The following is a 22,219-nucleotide window of genomic DNA, read 5'->3' on the forward strand; positions in this document are numbered from 1 at the left end:
CTAGTTCACCTTGCCGATGCGGGGATCGACCAGCCGGTAGAGCAGGTCGATGAAGCGGTTGAGCAGGACGTAGATGAAGGACACCACGATGGCGAAGCCCATGACCGCCGGGAAATCCAGCGCCTGGATCGACTTGACCACATAGGCGCCCATGCCCGGCCAGGCGAACACGGTTTCGGTGAGCACGGCGCCATAGAGCAGGTCGCCCAGCGCCAGGCCGATCACCGTGATGGAGGGAATCAGCGCATTGGGCAGCGCGTGGCGCAGCACCACGGTGGTCTGCGACAGGCCATAGGCGCGGGCGGTGCGGATATAGTCCTCGCCCAGCTGTTCGAGCATGGCGCCGCGGATCTGCCGGGTGATGACGCCCAGGTTGACGAAGGCCAGGGTCACCGCCGGCAGCAACAGGTGCCTGGCCGCGCTGACGAAGCCGGTGAGATCGCCCGCCAGCAGGGTATCGATCAGATAGAAGCCGGTCACCGCTGGCGGTGGCGTCAGCCCCTGGTCCAGGCGCCCGCCGCCGGGCAGCCAGCCGAGGTGCCCGTAGAACAGCACGATCAGCCCCAGGCCCAGCCAGAAGGCCGGGGTGGAGATGCCGGCCACCGCCAGGGTACGGCTGATGTGATCGATCCAGCGGTTGTTGTAGACCGCCGAGAGCACGCCCAGGGGCACGCCAATGAGGATCGACAGTAACAGCGCGGCCAGGGCCAGCTCCAGGGTGGCCGGAAAGAACAGCTGCAAGTCTTCCAGCACCGGGCGATGAGTGCGGATCGACTGGCCCAGGTCGCCCTGCAGCAGGTCCCCCATGTAGCGGAAGTATTGCTGGTAGAGCGGCAGGTCCAGGCCCAGCTGCTGACGGATGCCGGCGACGATTTCATCGCTGGCACGCTCGCCGGCGATCAGCCGCGCCGGATCGCCCGGGATCAGGTGGGAGATGACGAAGGTGATCAGGGACACCCCGATCACCACGATGAGGATATCGGTCAGCTGCTTGCGCAGCAGATGGAAGAAGGCCATGGCATACCTCGCGAGGCGGGTGCCGGAGCGCGCCGGCACCCGTCGCCCTTACTTGGACATCGCAGCGAAATCGAAGACCTGTTCGAGCATGGGGTTGAACACGTACCCCTTGACCGCGGCGCGCATCGGCACCGTGTAGGCCTTCTGGTAGAGGTAGGCGTAGGCGGCGTCGCCCACCACGATCTTCTGGGCCTCCTGGTACAGCGCCTTGCGCTGGGCCACGTCGCTGACGCTGGCGGCGTCGCGCAGCAGCTGGTCCACCTTGGGGTTGCTGTAGAAGGCACGGTTGCCCGCCAGTCCCGCATTGGTGCTGTCGAACCAGAAGTTCATGAACATGTAGGGGTCGGCAAAGTCCGGACTCCAGTTGCCGATGGCGACGTCGAAGTCACCCTTGCCCAGGCGTTCGCGGAAGGTGGCGTTGGCCAGCTTCTCCATCTTCAGGTTGACGCTCAGGGTGCCCAGGCCCGCCTGCAGGGTCAGGCCGATCGGCTCCCATGCCGGATCCTTGTCCGAGTAGAGGAATTGCAGCTCCCGCACCTTGGGCGCCTTGCCCAGGGCGGCCTGGGCGGCTTCCAGGTCCTGCCTGGGCATTGGCAGGCTCGGATCATGCCCCCACATGCCGTCCGGGATCGGGCCGTTCATGAGCTTGGCCTTGCCCATGGCGATGCCTTCGACGATGCCCTGGTAGTCGAGGGAGTCGACCACGGCCTTGCGCGCGTTGACGTCGTTCAGGGGTGCGCGCCTGTTGTTGAGGTAGAGGTAGGTCACCCGCAGCGAGGGGTAGGCGGTGGTGACGAAGCCGGACTTCTGCGCCAGCGCCTTGACCTGGTCTTCGGGCAGGTCCTCGATGATGTCCAGATCGCCCTGTTCCAGTTGCAGGCGCCGTACCGAAGGCTCGGCGATGATGCGGATCACCACCTGCTTGAGCGTGGGCGCCTGGCCGGCGTAGTGCGGGTTGGGCTCCAGGGTCAGCGACTGGCCCTTCTGCCAGGCGGCCAGGCGATAGGCGCCGGAGCCGGCGGTATGGCCGGCCAGCCAGGCGTCCACGTCCTTGCCGTGGGTGCTGGCCACCTTGGGGTTGATCACGCTGGCGCCGTCGTGGGCCAGGGCGAAGAGGAAGGGCGCGAAGGGCTTCTGCAGGGTGAATCTGATCGTCTGCGGATCCACCACGGTCACCGTCATGTCCGCCGGGAAGATGCTGGACGGGCCCTGCTTGAGCTTCATCAGGCGCTCGACCGAGAACTTGACCGCCTCGGCGGTGACCTCGCTGCCATCGTCGAACTTGTTGCCGGGCTTCAGGGTGAAGGTCCACACCAGGTTGTCGGGGGATACGGTCCAGCCGCTGGCGAGGTCGCCCTCGACATCGGTGCTGCCCTTGCTGTCTTCCACCTTGTAGCGCATCAGGCGCTGGTAGGCCGGGTAGGTCACGGTCCAGTCGTTGTTGTCGAAGGTCACGCCCGGATCGACGGTCTGCAGATCCGCAGGCTTGCCGATGACCAGGGTGTCGGTCGCGGTGGCGGCGCTGGCCGGTTGCCAGGCGCCGAGGCCCAGCAGGGAAACCAGGGCGAGCACGCGGGACGCCGATGAAACGTGGGTGCGCGAAGACGAGAACATGCCGGTACCTCGGATTGTTTGGGTTTATGGGTGTTTCGGCAGTGGGCAAGGCGGTCGAGCGAAGGGCTCGCGGCGCCGGATTCGAATGACCCGGTCGCCGGCAGGATCAGTTCAGCAGGGCGGCGAGCTCCTCCTGACTGAGATGGTGGTAGTCGATCAGCGCATAGCGACGGGCGTCGGGCAGTTCGAAGTGCCACCACTCGCTGGGGATGAAGGTGAAGCCGGCGCTCTGCATGATGCCCAGCAGCAGCAGGCGGTTGCGCTGGGCGGCGGCGGGCAGCGCCGGATTGAACAGATGCGACAGCTCGCGCATGTCGTCGAAGCCGGTACCCATGTCCAGCGGTTCACCGGCCTCGTCGAGCAGGGTCACGTCCACTGCCACGCCGCGGCTGTGGTGCGAACCCTGCGCCGGATCGCTCACGTACTGGGCGTCGGGCAGCACCCGCCACAGCAGTTGCTGGGCATAGGGCGGGCGGTAGGCATCCAGCACCTGCAGACGCAGACCGGCCTGTTGCGCCAGCGCGCTGGCGCGTTGCAGGCGGCCGGCGGCATCCCGGTGCAGCAGGCAGTGGGCGTCCTGGTAGAGCACCTTGCCGGCCAGGTTGTCGGCGGTCGCATAGACCAGGTGGATGGCTACGCCGTAGTGGTCGGCGTCGATCTCGACGAGTTCTGGATGGTTCACGGTACGGGGTGCTTCCTTGGGGTGAAGAAGAGGGCCAGGGCTCATTCGAATTGCCCGAAGCGCTGCTGCAGGGCGCGGTTGCTGGCCAGCCGTTGTTCCAGGGCATCGCCCGAGCGATCCGCCACTGCCGACACCAGCAGGTTCAGCAGGCAGGCCAGCGGCGCCAGGGAGTCCCAGAACTGGTCGACTTCCAGGCGCAGTTGCAGCAGGTCGGCGGGGTAATCCCGGGCCCAGGGGCAGTGGTAGTCGGTGATCAGCGCCATGGGCAGCCTGGCATCGCGAGCGCTCTCGCAGAGCTTGCGGGTCACGCTGGAGTAGGCGCGAAAGTCGGCCACCACCAGGTAGGGCTGGGCGAAGCCGCTGTTGAAGATGTCGGCGTAGGTGCCCGACAGCCCATCGACATAGAAGGCCTTGGGCCGGATGTATTCCAGCAGGCTGTGAAAACTGCCGAGTACCCCGCGGGTGGTCTGGATACCGGCGATGAACACGGCGTCCGCGCCGGTCAGCTGCCGGACCACCTGTTCGAACACCGGTCCGCGGGCCAGCTGGTAGACGTCTTCGATGGCGGCGAGCTCGGCGGCCAGGGAGCGGTCCAGGGCGTCGCTGCGTCCGCTCTGCTGGCGAAAGGCACTGAAGCGGTCGGTGATGCGCCAGGCTTCCAGGCCTTCGTCTCTCAGGCTCTGCTTGACGTCGTCGAGGTTGCGATAGCCCAGCGAGCGCAGCAGCCGGCCCACGGAAATGCCGGTGGTGTTGGTGCGCTGGGCGATGCTGTCGGCGGTCTCGAAGGGCAGCTTCTCCGGATTGGCCAACAGGTAGCCCGCGACGCGTTTACCGGTGGGCGTAAGGTCGGCGAAGGCACCTTCGAGGGCTTGGAAGAACAGCGGCTTGGTCAAGGTGTGGATCCGCAATGTTATCGAGCTGTCATTAAAAGCTCTGTTGTTCGAAAGCTAACATCGCTTTTCCAGGCGTCGCAAGAGGCCACACGCCGGTTGTCACCGAGGTGTCGCAAAGCGGATTCAGGGGTCGCTACGAGATAAGCCAATCGGGGCTGAATGGCCTGGGAGGAGGGTAGCGGCGTCCCGGACGAGACGCCGCGCTACAGCCTGAGGTCAGCCCAGCGGCGACTCCATGTGCGAGGTGCGCTCGACGGCGCCATAGTGATCGCCGACCGCATGGGCGCGTTCCAGCAGCACCTTCAGCTCGGCCAGGTCCTGGGCGATGCGGGTACCGGGGTCGCGACGCAGCAGGCGGGCGAACAGATGGCCGAGGCGCCCGGCTGGCGGCTCGTAGGCCATGACTGCCGTCACCTCGGTGCCACCGGGCACATCGGCGAAGCTGACCCAACCCAGGTTGTTCAGGCCGGCGTAACCGCAGGAGCGCCAGCCGATCAGCCGGCCCGGTTCGTCGTCGGTGACTTCGGCGTCCCATTCGAAACGCCCCATGGGCGCCTTGACCACCCAGTGGGAATAGCGGTCGTTGAGCACGTCCACGCGTTCGATATGGCGCATGAAGATCGGCAGGTTGGAGAAGTCGCGCCAGAAGCGATAGAGCTCATCGCGGGGGCGGGCGATGACGATCCGGCGGGTCTGGGAGGCTGCCGAATGCCAGGCCAGCGAACGGCGGACGTCGCGCTCGAAACGCACCTTGGTCAGGGTGCTCTTGATCGAGCAGTGACCGCGCAGGCCGCGTTTCAGCAGCCAGGCGCCAGTGGCGCCGGTCAGCAGGCCGAGCAGACCGCCACGCGCCAGGCCGCGGCTGATCAGCAGGCCACCGCCGGCCACGGAGGCCAGGCGTTCGACGCCCTTGATGGCAGCGGCGTCGCGAGGCGGAGGAGCGAGAGTGGGAGTGGGGGCATCTAGGTGCATGGCAGATTCTCCTTTAGCTGTGGAAAAGACCTGCCCAGAGCCCCCGCCGTTCCCTAGCCGGTCAGGCCCAGTACCCGGAAGACGAAGGCGTATTCCAGGGCCACGTCGCGCAAGGCCTGGTAACGCCCGCTCATGCCGCCGTGGCCGGCGCCGAATTCGGTCTTGAGCAGGAGCAGGGGCGCCTGATCGGTCCGCCGCTCGCGCAGCCGCGCCACCCACTTGGCGGCTTCCCAGTACTGCACCCGGGTGTCGTGATAGCCGGCCACCGCCAGGATGGCCGGATAGGCCTGGGCCTTGACGTTTTCGTAGGGCGCGTAGCTGGCGATGCGCGCGCGCACCTCGGCCTCGTTCGGATCGCCCCACTCGTCGTACTCGGTCACGGTCAGCGGCAGGTCCGGCTTGAGCATGGTGTTGAGCACGTCGACGAAGGGCACCTCGGCAATGGCGGCGGCATAGAGGTCCGGACGCTGGTTGAGCACCGCACCGATCAGCAGACCGCCGGCGCTGCCGCCGCTGATGACCACCTGTTGCGGCGTCGTCAGACCCTGTTCCAGCAGATGCTCGGTGCAGGCGATGAAGTCGTCGAAGGTGTTCTGCTTGTGTTCCAGCTTGCCGCTGCGATACCAGGCTTCACCCAGCTCGCCGCCGCCGCGCACATGGGCGATGGCGAAGCGCACGCCTCGATCCAGAAGGCTCAGGCGGGCATGGGAGAACCAGGGATCGAGGCTGTGGCCATAGGCGCCGTAGCCATACAGATAGAGCGGGGCGCTTTGCGGCAGGTCGCGCCGACCGACCAGGCTGATGGGGATGCGGGTGCCATCGGCGGCGGTGGCCCACAGGCGGCGGCTCTCGTAGGCATCGGCGTCGAACGGGCCTTCCACCGGGACCTGCTTGAGCACCCGCTGGGTACCGCTGGCCAGGTCCAGTTCGCGGATCTCGGCGGGACGATTGAGCGCCTCGTAGCGCAGGCGCATGACCGGACTGTTGAATTCCAGCACGTCCATGGCATCGAGGCTGTAGACCTCGTCCGGCAGGTCGACCCGATAGGGCGCCTGGCCGTAGGGCCGCACCTCAAGAATCGGCAGGCCGGCGCTGCGCAGGCTCAGCACCAGCGCCTGGGCGCCGAGACTGGCATCCTCCAGCATCACCTGCGGGTCATGGGGCACCACCGGCTGCCAGTGCGCGCGCGTGGGGCTGTCCTCGGCGGCCTGGTAGAGCGCGAAGTTGATGCCGTCCTGATTGCTGCGGATGTACCAGCCATCGACGCCATGATCGGGGAAGTACTCATGACCTTCCTCGCGGGGCGCCAGGCAGACAAAGGCCTCGTCCGGCCGATCCGCGTCCAGCACCCAGGCTTCGCTGGTGGTCTTGCTGTGCGACAGCAGCAGCAGCTTGCGCTCGGAGCTCGAACGATAGCAGCCGAGAAAGAAGCGCCCGTCGGTCTCGTGGAAGACCAGTTGCGGCTCGGCATCGCCCAGGTGGTAGCGATAGAGCTTGTGCGGACGATGGGATTCGTCGCGCTCGCCAAAGAACAGGGTGCGGCTGTCGTTGGCCCAGGTCAGGCTGCCGTCGCACTCCTCGAAGGGCAGTTCGGTCACCAGGCCGGTGGCCAGCTCCTTCACATAGAGCCGGTAGGTCTCGTCGCCGACCTGGTCGAGGCTGTAGGCGAGGCGGGTCTGGTCCGGACTGATGGTGAACCGGCCGACCGAAAGAAAGCCGCCGTCGGCGATGGCATTGCCGTCGAACAGCAGCTCCTCGGTCGCCGGATCGGGCGTCAGGTCGCCATTGGCGGGGCGACGGCAGCGATAGTTACGGCCGTATTCGTCACCGGCCTGGGTGCGCTGGTAGTAGAGATAGTCGCCGCGGGGGACGGGCAGCGACAGATCCGTCTCGCGAATGCGCGCGCGGATCTCTTCGAACAGCTGTTCGCGCAGGGCGGCCTCGGGTGCCAGCTCGGCTTCCAGGTAGGCGTTCTCGGCTTCCAGGTGCGCCAGCACCTCGGGGGCGTCGCGGCTCTCCAGCCAGGCGTAGGGATCGTCACCGGGGGCGCGGCGGGCAATGGGGGCTTGGGTCATGCGGGCTCCTTGGGCGCCGCGCAAGAGCACGCGGGCGGGGCAAAACCGCTATCATAGGCTTCTCCTTTCCGCTATCGCCATGGATCGCAATGACCGAGCAAGAGTACCTGATCGCCTGGGCCGTCTACGCCATCGCCGCGCTGCTGCTGTTGGTGGTGTCTTTCAAGGCCACCGGCTGGCTCTGGCGCTGGCTGCGCGAACCCATCCGGCTGGTGGTGGCCGTGCTGCTGGTGACGCCGGCCCTGGTGGATGCCGAGCATGGCCTCTACGCCCCGGCGATCGCCGTGACGGTGCTGGATCTGGTGTTCAAGGTGGGCAACAGCGCCTGGTCGGCCGTGGCCAACCTGGCGGCCGCCGGCACCATTGGCATAGTGCTCTATCTGATCTTCGTCCTCTGTCGCTGGCTGTACCGGCGCTCCCATCCGCGTCCGGCGCCGGTCGCCGCAGCGGCGCCGACGGATGATCCGCAACCGGAATCGCCGGTGGCCCCGCGGGCCCCGGCAGCCCCGGTCGAGCGCCGCGAACCCCGGGGACGTGGCGAGCGCGTCGAACCCCGCCTGTAATCCAGGCTTGCGCCCGGGACGTGACCCCTTCAGCATGCTGGCGAAGGGCAGCGGCTGCAGCCGCCGTTGAACTAGGCAGCCACCCCGGAGGGACGGACATGTGCGAATTGCTGGGCATGAGTGCCAACGTGCCCACGGATCTGGTCTTCAGTCTCCAGGGCCTCATGCAGCGCGGCGGCCGCACCGGTCCGCATCGGGATGGCTGGGGCGTGGCCTTCTACGAGGGCAGGGGACTGCACCTGTTCAAGGATGCCCTGCCAGGCGCCGATTCCGAGGTGGCCAAGCTGGTCCAAGGCTACCCGATCAAGAGCCATACGGTAATCGGCCATATCCGTCACGCCAACGTCGGGTCGGTCAATCTGGCCAACACCCATCCCTTCGTGCGGGAACTGGGTGGACGCTACTGGAGCTTTGCCCATAACGGCCAGCTGCAGGATTTCCATCCCGAGCCGCGCTTCTACCGGCCGGTCGGCGATACCGACAGCGAGACGGCCTTTTGCAGCCTGCTGGATCAGGTCCGCGAGCGCTTTCCCGAACCCGTCCCGGTGGAGATGCTGTTGCCGCAGCTGGTGAACGCCTGCGATGGCTTTCGCAAGAAGGGCGTCTTCAACTGCCTGCTCAGCGACGGCGACTGGCTGTTCAGCTTCTGCACCACCAAGCTGGCCCATATCACCCGCCGCGCCCCCTTCGGTCCGGCCCAGTTGCGCGATGCGGAAGTCCACATCGACTTCAAGGCCGAGACCTCGCCCAAGGACGTCGTCACCATCATCGCCACCGAGCCGCTGACCTCCGACGAGGTCTGGACCCTGCACCAGCCAGGGGAATGGCATCTCTGGTGGGATGGCGAGATCGTCTCCCAGGGCCGCGTCTAGACAGGAAGCCACACCACGATGCTGCGCAGTTATATTCGTCTGCTGTTGTTCACCCTGGCCTTGCTGGTAGGGGTACAGATTCCCGGCTTCATGCTCGACTACGAGCAGCGCGTGGATGCCCATCGCCTGGAGTCCGATCAGGCCCTGAGCGGTTTCAGACGGACCGCGCAACAGTATTTCGAAGGCAGTCTCGACGGCTTGCTGGCGCATTACCGGGCCAGCGAGGATCCGGTCTTTCGCAGTGATGCCGACAGCCTCGGCGTGTTGCTGCGCCGTAATGCGCTGTTCAACGAGGAGTGGCAGGCGCTGCAGGGGCCCTGGTACCAGCGGGCCTGGCACATCCTGGTAGCACCTAACGCCGAATTGCGGAACGAGACCCTGCAGCAGTATCGCTATCAGGTGGTGCTTACCCCCGAAGCCATCGGTTGGGGGATAGGGCTGGGGTTGGCCTTGGCGGTGACGGTGGAAACCCTCGCGCTCTGGCTTTCAATCCTGCTCTATCCGCGGCGTCCAGCCCGCCGGGTGTCCTAGCCATCTAAAAAATTTCACGTTTTCAGGCGTTTAGCTGAAAAAAGGGCTTGACGCTAAAGTCCCGCGCTGTAGAATGCGCACCCACAGCAGGCACGTAGCTCAGTTGGTTAGAGCACCACCTTGACATGGTGGGGGTCGTTGGTTCGAATCCAATCGTGCCTACCAAACAAAGCCCGCACTGCTGGCGGGCAAGAAAAAAGGCGATCCGAAAGGGTCGCCTTTTTTCGTTTGGGGATGGATTGGGAAAGTACCCAGTGGTCAGGGCTTCAGATCCGTCCTGGCGATTTGGGGCTGATGACCAATAGCGCGGCACCGCCATTCCACCGTCGCCAGCTGCCCTTGAGTAGCCACCAGGCCCTCTCGGCAGGCCGCTGGCGCTGCTGCTCGGCATGCTGCATGACCTGAGTCATTCCAATGGCGTGCTGCTGGGCCAGGGTCTTTGCCCCCGGGAAGGCGAGGCGCTAGGCGTCTCGCTGCCGGGCAGTCATCGGCCACGTGAGCGCCACGAACGCCATCCCTCCACCCACCAGCAGCAACGCCGCACTCAGGCTCCAATGCTGCGCGACGAAGCCGATGGCGGCTGGACCGATGAGAATGCCGGCGTAGCCGATGGTGGTAATAGCTGCGATGGCGTGGCTTGCGGGCATCCGCGTCTGCCTGCCGGCGGCGCTGAAAAGCACGGGGACAATGTTGGACGCCCCGAGGCCGACGAGCAGGAAGCCGGCGAAGGCAAAGGGCTGGGTAGGTGCCAGGACCGCCATCAGGAAGCCTGCCGCGGCGAGTAGGCCGCCGCCTACGACCACTTTCAGGCCACCCAGCGTCTTCACGATCCAGTCGCCGGTCAGGCGGCCAATGGTCATCGCCAACGCGAATACCGTGTAACCGAAGCCGGCCTGTGCCGGGTCGACGCCATGCGCATCGATCAGGAACAGGGCGCTCCAGTCCAGGATCGCGCCTTCGCCGAGAAAGATCAGAAAACAGAGCAGGCCGATGAAGGCGACGATCCCGCGCGGCAGTGTGAACAGCGGAGTATGCCCGGCGTCATGATTGCCGTAGGGCAGCAGACCCTTGATTGAGGCCGCGAGTAGAACGATCAACAGCGCGCTGAACACCAGGGTCGCAACCAGCGGCTGAATTCCAGCCCCCAGCAGAACGCTCATGCCGCCGGCGCCGACGATCCCGCCGACACTGAACAGGCCGTGGAAGCCGGACATCATGTTGCGCCCGCTGTCCTTCTCGACCATCACGGCCTGGATGTTGATTGCGACATCCAGGGCGCCAACGCTGGCCCCGAACAGGGCCAGGGCTATGGCCATGCCGAGAGGCGAATCGGCGACGGCAAGCAGCGGCAGCACCAGCGCCAGTGCCACCGAGCTGGTCGCGATCACCGCGCGGCATCCGAAGCGGCTGGCGAGGATGCCGATGATGGGCATCGCGACAATGGATCCCAGGCCCAGGCAAAGCAGCAGAAGGCCTAGCGTCGAATCATCGGCGCCGATCCTCGCCTTGGCGACGGGCACCAGGGGTGCCCACGCGGCCATGGCCGAACCCGCAATGAGAAAGCCGGCGCGGGTCGCCCATTGCTCGATTGCCCCCGAAGGCTGTTGGGCGGCGAGTTGCACGTGTTGCATGGGCCATGCTCCGGAATAAGGTGTCGGCAGGAGTGATAACACCTCGTACCAGTGTGAGCTGATCATGCATGATTAAGCAATACCACGCACAATCGTGCATATCATGCATGGTAGGCGTAGCGTGAGTCGGCTGTGCCTGTCCCGAGCGGGTTGGCAGCCGGCTGGCGTCGAGGTAGCGGCCAGGGTCTGGTAGCTCTGCCTGCAGAGAGGGGGGGTGATAGCCCTGGAAATTTATGGGCGGAACAGTGCTTCAACCCGTCGACAGGCTCGGGTGTCAGCCGTACCGACTGCCTCCGGTACAGCGGCAGCCTAGGTCCATGCACCTTGAGATTTTCGATGCCGACGGCTGTTGGCGGGCCCTACCAAAGCTTTTTGCAGAAGGGGTATTGGTTCAGGGCCCGTCGGACCTGGCAAACGAAATCGGGCGTTTGATGGGCATTGGAAAAGGGCGATCCAAGCGGTCGCCCTTTTCGTATTTGTCCGTGCTGCACGCCGTGATCGAGCCGGAAGTGCTGGGTATCGGCTCGTTTAACCAGGCGACCTTGCGATCGCCCTGTTGTGCGTCCCAAGCCATCAGCTGCTCGGAGTAACGGTCTCGGTGAAGGAGCCTGCCGGCTGCAGCCCGTGCTTGTTCGCCGTGAAGTCCAGGGCCGTCGAGGCATAGCGCACGCCATCCTGAACCTGCTTGAGCGTCAGGTTGGCCTCATAGAACTTGTCGCTGGCCAATTGCTTGGCCGCCTGGTCGACGTCCGTCATGGTCTGCTTGAGCGGTGCCAGGGCAATGGCCGTATCGATATCCACATCGGCCAGGCGCAGGGTTTCCGCAGCACCCTTGGCGTCGCCATGTTTGAGTTTGTTATTGGCATCGGCCACGGCCTTAACTTTCTGCGGGCTGGCCATATAACTGTCCTGCACCACGGTATCGCCCCAGATCGGCAACCAGGCCGTTACGGTGGTACTGGTATCGGCCTTGCCTTGATTGTCCTTGACCTGTAATTCACTCGCGGCTTTTTTCAGCGCGGTATTATCCGACTGCGCAAGTTTGAGTGCCTGTTGGGCGTCCTTGACATGGGACACCGCTTGCTTAGTTTGCCCCTGGAAGAGTTCCAGGCGCGCTACGGAGATGTCGGTGAAGGCCCGTTGCCCCTGGGTGGACAGGGCCTGGAAGCTGCCCAGCTCGTTTGCCGAGGGGGCTTGGTTCGCGGCGATGGCCGCAGACGAGCAGGCGGCTACGATGGCGACGACCAGCATGCTCTTTGCCAGTGTGTTCTTGACGTTCATTTGCTGCCTCCAGCGGATATGCAATTGAAGTAAGGCTATCGCTCAGGTACCAGAACCAAGTTCTGCAGTGCCTGGAATCGATACTCCGCCGTATCGCTTAACACTGGATTAATAAGAGCAGGGCTTTTCTTGAATGGCCGCTGAACACGTTTGCGTGGATAAATCCGGGTGAACTTGCCGTACCTGATCAAGGTACATATTTGATCAAGTCCGGCGTGAGTTTGTTTGGCGCGGTAGAACTTTCCGAAAGTCCGCGTCGGTCTTCTGCAGGGCTCCCGAGTAGGGGTGTGACCGCTTGCCTCGGTCGTGAGGCCCCGGGTTTTCACGTAGACTGGCGGACGATTTTTCTTGGGGCTTCGTTGCTTCGCCAGGCGCGAGCAGGCCCGTTACCGCGAGGAGCGAGTGATGACGCAGGGTGGTGAAGGCCGGCAGATCGGCAAGGGTGGTTGCCTGGGATTGATCCTGCTGTCGATCCTGTTCGCGGTCGTGATCTTCGGCTCCATCATCTACGTCTATCGCCACAATGCGACACCGGTCAGCCGCGCCAACGAGCAGCAGGCCATCGACCAGTGCCTGGCGCGGGCCAATGCCGCGGACACCTCGCCGGCGGATCGCCAGGCGCTGATGGAAAACTGCCAGGAAATGCAGAAGCAGTTCCTCAAGAAGTACCCCGACGCAGCCCGCTAGAGAGACGGCAGTCCCTTGCGAGGTTGCGCTAGGTCTCAGTTTCTGAAAGGATTTCCGTCCCAAACTTTCCAGTGATCCTTTCGTGTCGCCCGGAATGCCTTGCGGCCCTGCCACTGTGCGGCGGGATTTCCAGCGGTGCGGCTGCTTACTGGCCAATCCCACCATGTGGCCCTTGGTATGGGTCACCACTGAGTTGAGGAGGCGCCATGCCTGTCATTACTCTCCCAGACGGTAGCCAACGTCCATTCGACAAGCCCGTCACCGTGGCCGAAGTCGCCCAGTCCATTGGCGCAGGTCTTGCCAAGGCCACCATCGCCGGTCGCGTTGATGGCCAGCTGTGCGATGCCAGCGATGTCATCGAGCAGGATGCCAATCTGCAGATCATCACCGCCAAGGACGAGGCCGGTCTGGAGATCATCCGCCACTCCTGCGCCCACCTTGTGGGTCATGCGGTCAAGCAGCTGTTCCCGACCGCCAGGATGGTCATTGGCCCGGTGATCGATGAAGGCTTCTACTACGACATCGCCTTCGAACGTCCCTTTACCCTCGATGACCTCTCGGCCATCGAGACGCGGATGCGCGAGCTGATCGACAAGGACTACGACGTCATCAAGAAGATGACGCCGCGCGCCGAAGTCATCGAGGTGTTCAAGGCCCGGGGTGAGGAGTACAAGCTGCGCCTGATCGACGACATGCCCGAGGAGCAGGCCATGGGCCTGTACTACCACGAGGAATACGTCGACATGTGCCGGGGCCCGCATGTGCCCAACACCCGCTTCCTCAAGGCGTTCAAGCTGACCAAGCTGTCCGGCGCCTACTGGCGTGGCGACGCCAAGAACGAACAGCTGCAGCGCATCTATGGCACCGCCTGGGCGGACAAGAAGCAGCTGGCAGCCTACATCCAGCGCATCGAGGAAGCCGAGAAGCGCGACCATCGCCGCATCGGCAAGCAGCTCGATCTCTTCCACCTGCAGGAAGAGGCGCCCGGCATGGTGTTCTGGCACGCCAATGGCTGGACCGTCTACCAGGTGCTCGAGCAGTACATGCGCAAGGTCCAGCGCGACCACGGCTACCAGGAGATCAAGACGCCCCAGGTGGTCGATCGCGTTCTGTGGGAGCGTTCGGGTCACTGGTCCAACTACGCCGAAGGCATGTTCACCACGGCCTCGGAAAGTCGTGACTTCGCGATCAAGCCGATGAACTGCCCCTGCCATGTGCAGGTGTTCAACCAGGGCCTGAAGTCCTACCGCGACCTGCCACTGCGCCTGGCCGAATTTGGTGCCTGCCACCGCAATGAGCCGTCCGGTGCCTTGCACGGCATCATGCGCGTGCGCGGCTTCACCCAGGATGACGCCCACATCTTCTGCACCGAGGAGCAGGTCAAGCAGGAAGCCGATAACTTCATCAAGCTGACCCTGCAGGTCTATGCCGACTTCGGTTTCACCGACGTGATCATGAAGCTCTCCACCCGGCCGGCCAAGCGCGTCGGTTCCGAAGAGCTGTGGGATCGCGCCGAGAAGGCCCTGGCCGATGCGCTGGATGCCTCGGGTCTGGACTGGGAATACCAGCCGGGCGAGGGCGCCTTCTACGGGCCGAAGATCGAATTCACCCTCAAGGACTGCCTGGGTCGTCAATGGCAGTGTGGTACCCTGCAATACGATCCGAACCTCCCGGAGCGTCTCGATGCCAGCTACATCTCCGAGGACAACAGCCGTCAGCGTCCAGTGATGCTGCACCGCGCCATCCTCGGTTCCTTCGAGCGTTTCATCGGCATGCTCATCGAGCACTATGCCGGTCTGTTCCCGGCGTGGCTCGCTCCGACCCAGGCGGTGGTGCTCAATATCACCGACAAGCAGGCTGATTTTGCCCAGCAGGTCGTCGGCGAATTGAACGCTGAGGGCTTCCGAGCCAAAGCCGACTTGAGAAACGAGAAGATCGGCTTTAAAATCCGTGAGCATACTTTGCTCAAGGTTCCCTATCTCCTGGTTATTGGAGACCGGGAGGTTGAGACACGATCCGTTGCCGTGCGTACCCGTGAAGGCGTTGACCTAGGCTCCATGCCCGTCGAGCGTTTCCGCGAGCTGCTCACGCAAGCGGTTTCCCGGCGTGGCCGGCAAGATTCGGAGTAATCACTATCAAGCAGCGTGACATGAGACAAGACAAGCGAGCCGCACCCCGGGCACCGATCAACGAAAATATCACCGCCCGGGAAGTTCGCCTTATTGGCGCCGATGGTCAGCAAGTAGGCATCGTCTCCATCCAGGAGGCCCTGCAGGCTGCTGAAGACGCCAAGCTGGATCTGGTGGAAATCACCGCCGACGCCCTACCTCCGGTCTGCCGGATCATGGACTACGGCAAGCATGTCTTCGAGAAGAAGAAGCAAGTCGCGGCGGCGAAGAAGAACCAGAAGCAGGCTCAGGTCAAAGAAATCAAGTTTCGTCCAGGGACGGAAGAAGGGGATTACCAGGTAAAACTACGCAACCTGGTACGTTTCCTAACCGAGGGGGACAAAGCCAAGGTCTCGTTGAGATTCCGCGGCCGGGAGATGGCCCACCAGGAGCTGGGCATGGAGCTGTTGAAGCGGGTCGAAGCTGACCTCGTCGAACACGGCGCCGTTGAGCAGCATCCTAAGATGGAAGGACGCCAACTCATCATGGTCATCGCCCCCAAGAAGAAAAAGTAACTACCAGGGCACTGGCAGGCCTTGCTGTTATGCGTAATCACTCAATGCGGAGTATCTGAACATGCCAAAGATGAAAACCAAAAGCGGCGCTGCGAAGCGCTTCGTGAAAACTGCTGGTGGCATCAAGCACAAGCACGCTTTCAAGAGCCACATTCTGACCAAGATGACCACCAAGCGTAAGCGTCAGCTGCGCGGTACGTCGCTGATGCATGCATCCGACGTCCAAAAGGTCGAGCGCATGCTGCGCCTTCGTTAATCCTGGTTAAGAATTTAAAGGAAGTTACTCATGGCTCGTGTTAAGCGTGGCGTTATCGCTCGTCGCCGTCACAAGAAAATCCTGAAGCTCGCAAAAGGCTACTACGGTGCCCGTTCGCGCGTCTTCCGCGTCGCTAAGCAAGCGGTAATCAAGGCAGGCCAATACGCCTACCGTGACCGCCGTCAGAAGAAGCGTCAGTTCCGCGCTCTGTGGATCGCTCGTATCAACGCTGGTGCTCGTATCAACGGTCTGTCCTACAGCCGTCTGATCGCCGGCCTGAAGAAAGCGGCCATCGAGATCGACCGCAAGGTACTGGCCGATCTGGCCGTGAACGAAAAAGCGGCGTTTGCTGCGATTGTCGAGAAAGCTAAAGCTTCGCTGGCTTAAGCCCCCCGGCAATCTCGCGCCTCTGGCGCGAAGCAACGTTATCAATAGGGGAAGAGCCTCATAGCTCTTCCCCTATTTTGTATCTGGAGTCCCTAGATGGAAAACCTGGATGCGCTGGTCTCCCAAGCACTGGAGGCCGTGCGGCACACCGAAGACACCAATGCCCTGGAACAGCTCCGGGTCAATTACCTGGGCAAGAAGGGTGAGCTGACCCAGATCATGAAGACCCTGGGCCACCTCACCGCGGAGGAGCGTCCCCAGGCTGGCGCGCTGATCAATGCCGCCAAGGAACGTGTCCAGGACGCAATCAACGGCCGCAAGGCGACGCTGGAGCAGGCCGCCCTGGCCGCTCGCCTCGCCGCGGAACGCATCGACGTAACCCTGCCCGGGCGCGGTCAGGCCTCCGGTGGCCTGCATCCGGTCACTCGCACCCTGGAGCGTATCGAGCGTCTGTTCGCCAACATCGGCTATGGCGTCGCCACCGGTCCCGAGATCGAAGACGACTACCATAACTTCGAAGCGCTCAACATCCCCGGCCACCACCCGGCGCGGGCGATGCACGACACCTTCTATTTCAACGCCAACATGCTGCTGCGCACCCACACCTCGCCGGTGCAGATCCGCACGATGGAGAGCCAGCAGCCGCCGATCCGCATCATCTGTCCGGGTCGTGTCTATCGCTGCGACAGCGATCAGACCCACTCGCCCATGTTCCATCAGGTCGAAGGCCTGGTGATCGACGAAGAAGTCAGCTTCGCCGATCTTAAGAGCACCCTGGTTACCTTCCTGCGCGAGTTCTTCGAGGAAGAGCTGGAAGTCCGCTTCCGTCCCTCCTACTTCCCCTTCACCGAGCCGTCGGCCGAGGTGGACATCCGCCGCCCGAGTCGCGAGGGCGAACCGGCTTCGCGCTGGCTCGAAGTGCTGGGCTGCGGCATGGTCCACCCCAATGTCCTGCGCATGGCCGGTATCGATCCGGAGAAGTACCAGGGCTTCGCCTTCGGCATGGGCGCGGAGCGCCTGGCCATGCTGCGCTACGGGGTCAACGACCTGCGCCTCTTCTTCGACAACGATCTGCGCTTCCTGGCGCAATTCCGCTAGCTGCCAGACGGGAGTCCTATGAAATTCAGTGAACAATGGCTGCGTAGCTGGGTGAACCCTACGGCTACGCACGAGGATCTGGTTGCCCGGCTGTCCATGGCCGGCCTGGAAGTGGACGGCGTCGAAGCGGCGGCCGGGCGTTTCCAGGGCGTCATCGTCGGCGAGGTGGTCTCCGTCGAGCGCCATCCCGATGCCGACAAGCTCAACGTCTGCCAGGTGAGCAACGGTCAGGAATCCTTCCAGGTGGTCTGCGGCGCGCCCAATGTGCGCGCGGGCCTGAAGGTGCCTTTCGCCACCGTCGGCGCCACGCTGCCGGGCGACTTCACCATCAAGAAGGCCAAGCTGCGCGGCGTGGAATCCCACGGCATGCTCTGCTCGGCCAGCGAACTGCAGATCAGTGACGACAACAGCGGCCTGCTGGAGCTGCCGGCCGGCGCGCCGGTGGGCGAGAGCATCCGCAGCTACCTGCAACTGGACGACGCCATCATCGACGTCGACCTGACCCCGAACCGCGGCGATTGCCTGTCCATTGCCGGTCTGGCGCGGGAAGTGGGTGCCCTGTACAACGCCACGGTCGAGCCACTGCAGGTCGAGGCCGTAGCCGCTACGCACCAGGAGACCCGCCCGGTCGAGGTACTGACGCCTCAGGCCTGCCCGCGCTACCTAGGTCGCGTGGTCAAGAACGTCGACCTGTCCCGTCCGACGCCGGACTGGATGGTCGAGCGCCTGCGCCGCAGTGGCGTGCGCAGCATCGACGCCGCCGTCGATGTCACTAACTACGTGATGCTCGAACTGGGTCAGCCCATGCATGCCTTCGATCTGGACCAGATCAAGGGCGGCATCCGCGTGCGCCTGGCCGATGCCGGCGAGCGCCTGGTGCTGCTGGATGGCCAGGACATCGAGCTGCGCAACGACACCCTGGTGATCGCCGACCACGAACGCGCCCTGGCCATCGCCGGCATCATGGGGGGCGAGCACAGCGGTGTCGCTGCCGGTACCCGTGACCTGTTCCTAGAAAGCGCCTTCTTCGACACCATCGCCGTGGCCGGCAAGGCCCGTTCCTATGGCCTGCACACCGATTCCTCCCACCGCTTCGAGCGGGGCGTGGACTTCGAGCTGGCGCGCAAGGCCATGGAGCGTGCTACTCGCCTGCTGCTGGACATCGTCGGCGGCGAACCAGGTCACGTCATCGAGGCCGTCAGTGCCGAGCACCTGCCGCAGGTCGAGCCGATCCTGCTGCGTGCCGAGCGCATCGAGCGCGTCCTGGGTCTGACCCTGGACGATGCCCAGGTCGAGCGTCTGCTCAGCGGCCTGGGTCTGGCCGTAGCGCGCCTGGAAGCCGGTCGCTGGCAGGTAGGCGTGCCCAGCCACAGATTCGATATCAGCATCGAAGTGGACCTGATCGAAGAGCTGGCGCGCCTCTATGGCTACAACCAGCTGCCGATCCGTTTCCCCCAGGCCCGCCTGGCGCCGCAGCCCCTGCCCGAGAGCAAGGGCGAGCTGAGCCAGCTGCGTCGCCTGCTGGTGGCTCGCGGCTACCAGGAAGCCATCACCTACAGCTTCATCGACGAAAAGACTTTCCGTCTGTTCGCCCCTGAGGCGCAGCCGGTGATGCTGGCCAATCCCATCTCCACCGACATGGCCGCCATGCGCTCGTCGCTGTGGCCCGGTCTGGTCAAGGCCGTGCAGTACAACCTCAACCGTCAGCAGGACCGCGTCCGGCTGTTCGAGTCGGGGCTGAGATTCGTCGGTCAGCTGGAAGGCCTGGTGCAGGAAAATGTCCTGGCCGGTGCGGTCTGCGGTTCACGTCTGCCGGAAAGCTGGTCCTCCGGGCGTGAGGCGGTGGACTTCTTTGACGTCAAGGCCGATGTGGAAGCACTGCTTGCCCAGTCGGGTGCGGGTTCTGACTTCCGCTTCGTCGCAGGCGAGCATCCGGCCTTGCACCCGGGGCAGACTGCACTGATCGAAAGGGCAGGGCAGCCAGTGGGCTACCTGGGTGCCCTGCATCCGGAAGTGGCGCGCGAACTGGACGTGGATCGTCAGGTGTTCCTCTTCGAGCTGGCCCTGGATGCCCTGACCACCGGCAGCCTGCCGCGCTTTGGCGAGCTGTCGCGCTTCCCGGAAGTGCGTCGTGACCTGGCGCTGGTGGTGGACGAAACCGTAGCCGCAGGCGACCTCTTGGCTGACATCCGCGAAAACGCCGGAGAAGGCCTCAAGGAGCTGCGTCTGTTCGACGTCTATCAAGGCAAAGGCATTGATCCACATAGAAAAAGCGTCGCCATCGGCTTGACCTTGCAACATCCATCGCGCACATTAACCGATGAAGAAGTCAACGAAACGACGCAGAAAATCCTCGTTTCTCTGGAAAGAAGGTTCAACGCCACCTTAAGGAAATAGCGCATGGGGGCCCTGACGAAAGCTGAGATGGCCGAACGTCTGTTTGAAGAGCTCGGTCTGAACAAACGTGAAGCCAAGGAATTGGTCGAACTGTTCTTCGAAGAAATTCGTCATGCGCTCGAAAGCAACGAGCAGGTCAAGTTGTCCGGCTTCGGCAACTTCGACCTGCGCGACAAGCGCCAGCGCCCCGGACGCAATCCCAAGACAGGGGAGGAGATACCCATCACGGCGCGCCGTGTGGTGACTTTCCGCCCCGGGCAGAAACTCAAAGCCAGGGTCGAGGCCTATGCTGGAACCAAGTCATAACGACGAGCTGCCGGTCATACCGGGCAAGCGCTACTTCACCATCGGTGAGGTGAGCGACCTTTGCCTGGTCAAGCCGCACGTGCTGCGCTACTGGGAGCAGGAATTTCCCCAGCTGAACCCGGTGAAGCGCCGCGGCAACCGGCGCTACTACCAGCGCCACGACGTGCTGATGATCCGCCAGATCCGCTCCCTGTTGTACAACGAAGGCTTCACCATCGGCGGGGCGCGCCAGCGCCTCACCCAGGGCGACGAGACCCGCGACGAGGGTTCGCAATACCACCAGCTCATCCGCCAGATGATCAGTGAACTCGAAGAAGTCCTCGTCGTACTGAAGAAGTGAAAAAAAGCTTCCATTAATCAAAGCGTTGCAGTAAGATGCACGCCGTTCCCTAGAGGAACACAGTCGGGGCGTAGCGCAGCCTGGTAGCGCACTTGCATGGGGTGCAAGGGGTCGAGTGTTCGAATCACTCCGTCCCGACCATAAACCCCAAAAAATCCAGTCACTTAGCGGTGACTGGATTTTTTATGTCAGGTGGTTTTTGAGGGCTTCCGATTTTTGCCCCACTTTTCGGTACACCGCGGGTTTTCACCCCTTTTTCGCTGCACTGGAGCAGGTTGAGAAGGACTACTACCTATAGGCGACCCAGTTCTGCCGCAACGAATGCGCCGAAGAAAGCGATAGCCTCCGAGAGGGTCAGGGCTTGGTCACTACTGTGGCGTTACGTGGAGGTGGATACCTCGGCTGTCATACCCTCGCCTGGAGAAAGTCCCACCTGGCCACAGCGGTTTTGATGGCTTTCTTGACGGCCTGGTCTTTTCCTTCGCTGTATCGGGCAGCATGCCGTGATCGACGTTGATCTCGGGATGCTCCGCCCTAAGAGCCAGCTCCCAGATGGAGAGGCATGTCGCGAGCTTCTGGATTTGCCTCATCGCTTCGTGGTGTTTGACCCTAAGTAACTCGATGCGCTGCTTCGCCCGCTTGCGCTCAAGCTCGCGCGCTTTCTCAAGCCGCTGTTCCCGCTGCCGGTGTTCCTCAATTAACCTCTCGGACTGATTAAAGGCTTCGTCAACGAGGTCACTCTCGCTCTTGCCCAGCCTTTCTGCATTTTTGCGCAGGGCCTTCTTGGTGCTGGTTGGCAGGGCAAACGTGCATATTATCTTGCCCTTCTCAAATGAGCGATACCTGTGCTGACGAAGGGCATTCATGAGGCGCTTTATAAGGTCGAGACCGCGCTCAGTCCTTGTTAGGTGTCGAATGATCTCCTCTACGACCTCATGGCTGGGTTCTCCGTCCTTGAGAATATTTCTGACGTCCTCTGCAATCGCCGTGCTGGCGTTTCCTCATGAAAGCGCCGCGCAGGGGGCGTGAGCGGCTTTCTGGATGCTCTATTTCTGTAAAGTATTAAGAGTATGTTTTATAAGTAACAGATATATAAAACTGACATGAAAAATACAGAGTGCAAAATATCTGCTTTTTTAGTTTGGATCCGGCATGGTTCTGTATTTTGAGCGTTATTCAAGGGCGGTTTCAGCATGTGGCCCGGATGGCCGCTTTCTGCTGGAGGTCATCATTGCTGGGCCGGAGCACAGGCATGAGCCCTACTTGGCATTAGCGGCAGGTGGTACCTGCTGCTCAGCCCGGCGTCGCAGTAGCGCGCATACCTGGCGATAGCCATAGCTGGGCAAGTCCGCGATGGCTAGGTTGATTCGCTCCACCAACGCCGTATCGTCGAGCGCGCGCTGGCGGCGAGCTTCTCGTATTTAGGGACTAGCTTGATTCGAGCCGTCAGTTGTGAGCGCGACACACCGAGACTTTCACTGATTAGCTTCACCGGTCGTCACCCGGCAACAGGGGTGAGTGTGCAATCCATTTTCGCGAGCGGGCGATCTCCAAGGCTTCCTTGAGCACTTCGGCTTCCATGGTCTTCTTGGCCAGCATCCATTGCAGCTCACGGATCTGCTTCATCGCGTCAGCCAGGTCTGAGCTAGACGCCGGCTTCTCCTGCGCTGACTCCGACAGGCTGTTGTTCTGGTAGAGCTTGCCCAATGGAGCAGCTGGTTGGGGTTGAGGTGGTTGCGCCTGGTAACCACCTAGACGCTGTAGCTGGTCTCACGAACCATGGCGAGCTTCTTCTCGACCGTCCACCGGCGACGCCGCTCCTGGCCGAGCACTACGATATGTCTGACTTGCTGGTAGCCATAAACACGACCGTTTGCCTATCCCTTATGGTAAGCGGGAAACGGTGTCCGGTGTTTCAAGGGGCTCGTCTATTG

Annotated in this window: 22 protein-coding genes and 2 tRNA genes; 14 read left to right on the top strand and 10 right to left on the bottom strand. The window is 63.1% G+C overall.

From position 1 onward, the window contains the following. From AABM56_RS07435 to AABM56_RS07460, 6 genes are all read right to left on the bottom strand, one after another. The gene (locus tag AABM56_RS07435; RefSeq protein WP_133859634.1) at positions 1-1,017 is read right to left on the bottom strand and encodes an ABC transporter permease; all 1,017 of its coding nucleotides are present in this window, start codon (positions 1,015-1,017) and stop codon (positions 1-3) included. 48 nt (positions 1,018-1,065) lie between these two features. Next, complete coding sequence (locus AABM56_RS07440) at positions 1,066-2,631, bottom strand: ABC transporter substrate-binding protein (RefSeq protein ID WP_347883934.1); 1,566 nt, start codon at positions 2,629-2,631, stop codon at positions 1,066-1,068. A 106-nt stretch (positions 2,632-2,737) separates the two neighbouring features. Further along, positions 2,738-3,313, bottom strand: coding sequence for a D-alanyl-D-alanine dipeptidase (ddpX, locus tag AABM56_RS07445; RefSeq protein WP_133859632.1), 576 nt, complete (start codon positions 3,311-3,313; stop codon positions 2,738-2,740). Between the two features lie 41 nt (positions 3,314-3,354). After that, on the bottom strand, positions 3,355-4,206 hold the full coding sequence (locus AABM56_RS07450; RefSeq protein ID WP_133859631.1) for a MurR/RpiR family transcriptional regulator: 852 nt from the start codon (positions 4,204-4,206) through the stop codon (positions 3,355-3,357). Between the two features lie 216 nt (positions 4,207-4,422). Continuing rightward, positions 4,423-5,178, bottom strand: a complete 756-nt coding sequence (locus AABM56_RS07455; protein WP_263258969.1) for an SRPBCC family protein — start codon at positions 5,176-5,178, stop codon at positions 4,423-4,425. A 53-nt stretch (positions 5,179-5,231) separates the two neighbouring features. Continuing rightward, a complete protein-coding gene (locus AABM56_RS07460; RefSeq protein ID WP_347883935.1) occupies positions 5,232-7,253 on the bottom strand; it encodes a S9 family peptidase in 2,022 nt (673 codons plus the stop codon). 89 nt (positions 7,254-7,342) lie between these two features. Between AABM56_RS07460 and AABM56_RS07465 the strand changes: the two genes are divergently transcribed. The 4 genes from AABM56_RS07465 to AABM56_RS07480 all read left to right on the top strand — a co-directional run bounded on the left by AABM56_RS07465 (position 7,343) and on the right by AABM56_RS07480 (position 9,384). Beyond that, complete coding sequence (locus AABM56_RS07465) at positions 7,343-7,816, top strand: MFS transporter (RefSeq protein ID WP_187978830.1); 474 nt, start codon at positions 7,343-7,345, stop codon at positions 7,814-7,816. Positions 7,817-7,914: 98 nt separating this feature from the next. Further along, positions 7,915-8,688 carry a class II glutamine amidotransferase gene (locus AABM56_RS07470; RefSeq protein WP_133859627.1) on the top strand — a complete coding sequence of 258 codons (774 nt, stop codon included), beginning with the start codon at positions 7,915-7,917 and terminating at the stop codon, positions 8,686-8,688. A gap of 18 nt (positions 8,689-8,706) precedes the next feature. After that, positions 8,707-9,219 (top strand): DUF2937 family protein, encoded by a 513-nt coding sequence (locus AABM56_RS07475; RefSeq protein ID WP_133859626.1) that lies wholly within the window; start codon positions 8,707-8,709, stop codon positions 9,217-9,219. Positions 9,220-9,307: 88 nt separating this feature from the next. After that, positions 9,308-9,384: transfer RNA gene (locus tag AABM56_RS07480), tRNA-Val, on the top strand. Between the two features lie 296 nt (positions 9,385-9,680). On the opposite strand, the gene AABM56_RS07485 is transcribed toward AABM56_RS07480, so the two are convergent. Both AABM56_RS07485 and AABM56_RS07490 read right to left on the bottom strand, forming a co-directional pair. Further along, a complete protein-coding gene (locus AABM56_RS07485) occupies positions 9,681-10,850 on the bottom strand; it encodes an MFS transporter (protein WP_347883936.1) in 1,170 nt (389 codons plus the stop codon). A gap of 573 nt (positions 10,851-11,423) precedes the next feature. Then, positions 11,424-12,131: a YfdX family protein gene (locus AABM56_RS07490; protein WP_347883937.1), complete on the bottom strand. Its 708-nt coding sequence runs from the start codon at positions 12,129-12,131 to the stop codon at positions 11,424-11,426. A gap of 405 nt (positions 12,132-12,536) precedes the next feature. Here AABM56_RS07490 and AABM56_RS07495 point away from each other — a divergent pair, with 405 nt between their 5' ends. From AABM56_RS07495 to AABM56_RS07540, 10 genes are all read left to right on the top strand, one after another. Beyond that, positions 12,537-12,818, top strand: a complete 282-nt coding sequence (locus tag AABM56_RS07495) for a hypothetical protein (RefSeq protein WP_133859623.1) — start codon at positions 12,537-12,539, stop codon at positions 12,816-12,818. 206 nt (positions 12,819-13,024) lie between these two features. Continuing rightward, a complete protein-coding gene (gene thrS / locus AABM56_RS07500; protein ID WP_347883938.1) occupies positions 13,025-14,947 on the top strand; it encodes a threonine--tRNA ligase in 1,923 nt (640 codons plus the stop codon). Positions 14,948-14,967: 20 nt separating this feature from the next. Then, positions 14,968-15,501 carry a translation initiation factor IF-3 gene (gene infC / locus AABM56_RS07505; protein ID WP_158891979.1) on the top strand — a complete coding sequence of 178 codons (534 nt, stop codon included), beginning with the start codon at positions 14,968-14,970 and terminating at the stop codon, positions 15,499-15,501. A 61-nt stretch (positions 15,502-15,562) separates the two neighbouring features. Then, on the top strand, positions 15,563-15,757 hold the full coding sequence (rpmI, locus tag AABM56_RS07510) for a 50S ribosomal protein L35 (protein WP_007159200.1): 195 nt from the start codon (positions 15,563-15,565) through the stop codon (positions 15,755-15,757). 30 nt (positions 15,758-15,787) lie between these two features. Continuing rightward, positions 15,788-16,144 (top strand): 50S ribosomal protein L20, encoded by a 357-nt coding sequence (gene rplT, locus AABM56_RS07515; protein ID WP_007159199.1) that lies wholly within the window; start codon positions 15,788-15,790, stop codon positions 16,142-16,144. 96 nt (positions 16,145-16,240) lie between these two features. Then, a complete protein-coding gene (gene pheS / locus AABM56_RS07520; protein WP_347883939.1) occupies positions 16,241-17,242 on the top strand; it encodes a phenylalanine--tRNA ligase subunit alpha in 1,002 nt (333 codons plus the stop codon). A gap of 18 nt (positions 17,243-17,260) precedes the next feature. After that, positions 17,261-19,639, top strand: a complete 2,379-nt coding sequence (pheT, locus tag AABM56_RS07525) for a phenylalanine--tRNA ligase subunit beta (RefSeq protein ID WP_347883940.1) — start codon at positions 17,261-17,263, stop codon at positions 19,637-19,639. A gap of 3 nt (positions 19,640-19,642) precedes the next feature. Then, positions 19,643-19,945 (top strand): integration host factor subunit alpha, encoded by a 303-nt coding sequence (gene ihfA / locus AABM56_RS07530; RefSeq protein WP_007159196.1) that lies wholly within the window; start codon positions 19,643-19,645, stop codon positions 19,943-19,945. Further along, the gene (locus AABM56_RS07535; RefSeq protein ID WP_007159195.1) at positions 19,926-20,285 is read left to right on the top strand and encodes a MerR family transcriptional regulator; all 360 of its coding nucleotides are present in this window, start codon (positions 19,926-19,928) and stop codon (positions 20,283-20,285) included. The genes ihfA and AABM56_RS07535 overlap by 20 nt, the downstream gene beginning before the upstream one ends. Before the next feature lie 64 nt (positions 20,286-20,349). Next, a tRNA-Pro gene (locus AABM56_RS07540) sits at positions 20,350-20,426 on the top strand. Positions 20,427-20,653: 227 nt separating this feature from the next. On the opposite strand, the gene AABM56_RS07545 is transcribed toward AABM56_RS07540, so the two are convergent. Beyond that, complete coding sequence (locus AABM56_RS07545; RefSeq protein WP_347883941.1) at positions 20,654-21,151, bottom strand: hypothetical protein; 498 nt, start codon at positions 21,149-21,151, stop codon at positions 20,654-20,656. A 622-nt stretch (positions 21,152-21,773) separates the two neighbouring features. Beyond that, positions 21,774-21,992, bottom strand: a complete 219-nt coding sequence (locus AABM56_RS07550) for a hypothetical protein (RefSeq protein WP_347883942.1) — start codon at positions 21,990-21,992, stop codon at positions 21,774-21,776. Positions 21,993-22,219 lie beyond the last annotated feature (227 nt).

Origin of the sequence: Pseudomonas aestiva (assembly GCF_039908605.1) — a bacterium.
GTDB classification, from domain to species: Bacteria; Pseudomonadota; Gammaproteobacteria; order Pseudomonadales; family Pseudomonadaceae; genus Chryseomonas; species Chryseomonas aestiva.